The sequence below is a fragment of the Anaerobutyricum hallii DSM 3353 genome (genome assembly GCF_000173975.1).
In the GTDB taxonomy this organism is placed as follows: domain Bacteria; phylum Bacillota; class Clostridia; order Lachnospirales; family Lachnospiraceae; genus Anaerobutyricum; species Anaerobutyricum hallii.
This window is the reverse complement of record NZ_ACEP01000050.1, coordinates 1-2844: the sequence shown is the minus strand read 5'-3', so window position 1 is coordinate 2844 and position 2844 is coordinate 1. Positions and strand designations below refer to the sequence as shown.

1 protein-coding gene is annotated in these 2844 nt (G+C 38.5%); it reads right to left on the bottom strand.

Annotated elements, in window-relative coordinates; genetic code table 11:
- Window positions 1-600: 600 nt before the first annotated feature.
- Window positions 601-2553: a threonine--tRNA ligase gene (thrS, locus tag EUBHAL_RS04300; protein WP_005345335.1), complete on the bottom strand. Its 1953-nt coding sequence runs from the start codon at window positions 2551-2553 to the stop codon at window positions 601-603.
- Window positions 2554-2844 lie beyond the last annotated feature (291 nt).

Below are 2844 nucleotides of genomic sequence, written 5' to 3'. Positions count from 1 at the left end.
GTTTTCTTTTAAGATTCTTCTCATTTTTCTTTTAAAAATGAGTTTCTCATGTGCAACGCATATTATATTATCATAACAGTAGAGTTGCGTCAAGCATTTTTTGAAGATTTTTTTATTTTATCAACAAGCACTAGATATTGTACTTTTTTTGTATTTTTATCATTTACACCACATATGCGGTTTGTTAAATTGTTATTTTTTTATCAATTCCACAAACTTTCTAACTCATATTTTCCTAATAAATTCCAATTTATCGTTACCATAGTCACAAGGGATACCCTCAACCAAACACACCCAAAGGAAGTCATAAACAACACAGCTCCATAGAAACCAAATACTCCCTTATTTGCAACCTCAAAGCTACGAGGCTTTTCATAGAGGATACCTCTACCGCAACCTCAAATCTCCTCAAAAGAATACTTGATTACCTGAAGTTATCACAGCACAGTCTCATAGAAGATAAATAATCCCTATTTGTAACCTGGGAACAAGTGTTGGATGCGAGCGCTAAAGCGAACATTCAACACGCCGCGACGAAAGTCACAAATAGGGATTATTTATCTTCTATAAGGCGTCTATTCTATCAGAGCACAAGTATTTTTACTCCTCTACTTCCTGACGGATTTCTTTTGTACGAATTTCTTCACAGATTGCAGAGATAAAATCTTTTAAGTCTTTCTGACCTTCATCTCCTGCGAAACGGCTTCTTACAGATACCTTACCTGTTTCCTGTTCCTGCGCGCCTACTACTAACATATATGGAAGCTTCTGAAGACGTGCTTCACGAATCTTGTAGCCGATTTTTTCGGAACGGTTATCTACAGTACTTAAAATACCATTTCTCTTAAGTTCTTTGTTTACTTCTTCTGCGTAGTCAGCGAACTTCTCAGAAATTGGCAGCACACGCACCTGTTCTGGGCAAAGCCATGTAGGGAACTTACCTGCATATTTCTCGATGAGCCATGCAAGTGTTCTCTCGTAGCATCCCATAGATGTTCTGTGAATAACGTATGGACGCTGTTTATCTCCATTCTGGTCAATGTAGTACATATCAAAGTTCTCTGCGATAGCACAGTCAAGCTGAATTGTAATCATCGTATCTTCTTTGCCATATACATTCTTCGCCTGGATATCGATCTTTGGTCCGTAGAATGCAGCTTCTCCTTCTGCCTCAACAAAAGGTACACCCTGATCTACTAAAATATTACGGATAGCATCCTGTGTTGTCTCCCAATATTCATCATCCCCTAAATATTTTTCTTTATTATTAGGATCCCATTTAGAAAGACGGTATGTTACGTCATCCTGCACACCAAGTACTCCAAGACAGTACTGTGCTAAATGAAGGCATCCTTTTAACTCATCATTTGTCTGGTCTGGACGGATAATTAAATGTCCTTCTGAAATAGTGAACTGACGTACACGAGTTAATCCATGCATTTCTCCGGAATCTTCGTTACGGAAAAGTGTAGATGTCTCACTCATTCTATAAGGAAGATCACGGTAAGATTTCTGTGTGTTCTTGTAGCAGTAATACTGGAATGGACATGTCATTGGACGAAGCGCTAATACTTCTTTATCATTTTCCTCGTCACCAAGTACGAACATTCCTTCTTTGTAATGATCCCAATGTCCGGAAATCTTGTAAAGATCACTCTTTGCCATTAATGGAGTCTTTGTTCTTACATAACCCCATTCGTTATCCTCTAAATCCTCAATCCATCTCTGTAATGTCTGGATAATCTTTGCTCCCTTTGGAAGAAGAAGTGGAAGGCCCTGTCCGATAACGTCAACTGTTGTAAATAATTCCATTTCACGTCCAAGACGGTTATGGTCACGAAGCTTGATCTCTTCTAAATATTTCAGACGTTCTTCTAAGTCTGCCTTCTTTGTGTAAGCTGTTCCGTAAATACGAGTGAGCATCTTGTTGTTCTCATTACCTCGCCAGTAAGCTCCTGAAGAAGCAGTAAGCTTAAATGCTTTGATTGGCTTTACACTCATTAAATGAGGTCCTGCACAAAGATCTGTGAAATCACCCTGTTTATAAAAGCTGATTGTAGCATCTTCTGGTAAATCTTCGATAAGCTCTACTTTGTAAGGCTCGTCTTTTTCTTTCATGTAAGCGATAGCTTCCTCTCTTGGAAGTTCATATCTCTCAATTGGAGGATTCTCCTTAATTACCTTCTTCATCTCTTTTTCGATGGCATCTAAATCTTCTCTTGTAAGTGGTGCCATGTCAAAGTCATAGTAAAATCCATCTTCAATCGCTGGTCCGATTGCAAGCTTTGCTTCTGGGTAAAGACGCTTTACAGCCTGTGCAAGTACATGAGAAGCTGTGTGACGGAACGCAAGCTTACCTTCCTCATCATTAAATGTAAGAATATTTAAGTCGCTGTCTTCGGAAACTACAGTACGAAGATCAACTGTCTCTCCGTTTACCTGTCCTGCACATGCATTTCTTGCAAGACCTTCGCTGATATCCTTTGCAATGTCAAGTACGGACATTGGCTGTGCATATTCTTTTTCAGAACCATCCTTTAAACGAATAATCATTTTTGTTCTTTCTCCTTCTATCTATTGTGGTGTATCTGTGCGTTAATGCATTTGCAACTATATAAAAATGCACACACTGACTCATTATGCTATAACCATAAATATTCTATCAAACAACGGGTAGCAATTCAACTATATTTCTATTTAATTCATTAAGAACAGACGCCCGAGAAGAGAACCGATACCCTATATTTGCGACTTTAGTCGCTGCGAGAAATCGTCTTCTATGAAAAGGCCGACATTAAAAGTTATTGATTTTGACTCAGTTGTACAAAACACAAAGTCGTCAAA